This window comes from Mesorhizobium sp. M7A.T.Ca.US.000.02.2.1 (assembly GCF_003996995.1).
Classification (GTDB): domain Bacteria; phylum Pseudomonadota; class Alphaproteobacteria; order Rhizobiales; family Rhizobiaceae; genus Mesorhizobium.
Genome location: NZ_RZTT01000772.1, coordinates 1 through 1226 on the forward strand (window position 1 = coordinate 1; position 1226 = coordinate 1226).

A 1226-nucleotide genomic window follows, 5' to 3' on the forward strand; every position below is an offset into this window, starting at 1 on the left:
GACCTTCATCCTGACGCGCGGCATCGGTCAGGCCTTCATCGCCAAGGACGTGCCGGCCTCGGAAGTGCTGTCGTTCCTCAGGGAGAATCACCCCAGGGAAAGCGACCGGAGATGAACGAGCCCGGCTGGATCGTCGTCGCCGTCCTTGCCATCCTCATCCTGCTGCTCGTCGCCGTGCGCACGCGCTTGCTTGCCATGTTCGGCTACGAGCTTTCACGCATCGAGCCGCAGCGTTCCAGCCAGGACGAATTGCGCGGCGCGGTCGACGATTTCCGCCGCGACGGCCAGGTGGTGCGCGAGGATCGCGACCGCGTCGGCGGCCTGTTCGATCTCGCCGAACTCGAAGTCTCCGACATCATGGTCCACCGCACCAACATGCGCTCGGTCAATGCCGACAATGCGCCGGAAGCGGTGGTGCGCGAGATCTTGCAAAGCCCGCACACCCGCATGCCGCTGTGGAAAGGCTCGCTCGACAACATCGTCGGCGTGCTGCATGCAAAGGATCTGCTGCGCGCCTTGAACGAAGTCGGCAACGACTTCTCCAGGATCGATGTGATGAAGATCGCCTCGAAGCCCTGGTTCGTGCCCGACACGACGACCTTGCAGGAACAGCTCAACGCCTTCCTTCGCCGCAAAGCGCATTTCGCCGTCGTCGTCGACGAGTATGGCGAGGTCGAAGGACTGGTGACGCTGGAGGACATTATCGAGGAGATCGTCGGCGAGATCGCTGACGAGCATGATGTCGACATACAGGGCGTCAAGCAGGAGGCCGACGGCTCCGTCGTCGTCGACGGTACGGTGCCCATCCGTGATCTCAACCGGGCTCTCGACTGGAACCTGCCGGATGAGGAGGCCACCACCATTGCCGGCCTCGTCATCCACGAGACGCAATCGATCCCTGAGGAGAAGCAGGCTTTTACGTTCCACGGCAAGCGCTTCATCGTCATGAAACGCGACAAGAACCGGATCGCAAGGCTGAGGATCAGGCCAGCCGGCGACACCTGATACGTGCAGGGAGGCCGGGGCACGTCATCCGGCGATCTGGCTGGTCGAGCGTTCGTGGATCGTCGCGCCGGTCTCGGCATCCATGGCCGCCAGGCTGACTTCATAACCCCAAAGCCTGCGGATGTGACGAAGCGTGGCGTCGCGGCTGGCATCCTCGAGAAGGATGCCGTCATTGACCTTGTGCTGCAGGCGCAAATGGCGGTCGCCGAGCAGATCGACAT

The 1226-nt window shown here is 62.8% G+C and carries 1 protein-coding gene and 1 pseudogene; one reads left to right on the plus strand and one right to left on the minus strand.

All coding sequences use genetic code 11. The features are described from left to right. Positions 1 to 111 precede the first annotated feature (111 nt). Positions 112 to 1005: an HlyC/CorC family transporter gene (locus EOD15_RS34480; RefSeq protein ID WP_127323131.1), complete on the plus strand. Its 894-nt coding sequence runs from the start codon at positions 112 to 114 to the stop codon at positions 1003 to 1005. A gap of 24 nt (positions 1006 to 1029) precedes the next feature. Here the strand turns inward: EOD15_RS34480 and EOD15_RS34485 are convergent. After that, positions 1030 to 1226: pseudogene (locus EOD15_RS34485) on the minus strand (SpoVR family protein); the annotation flags it as partial.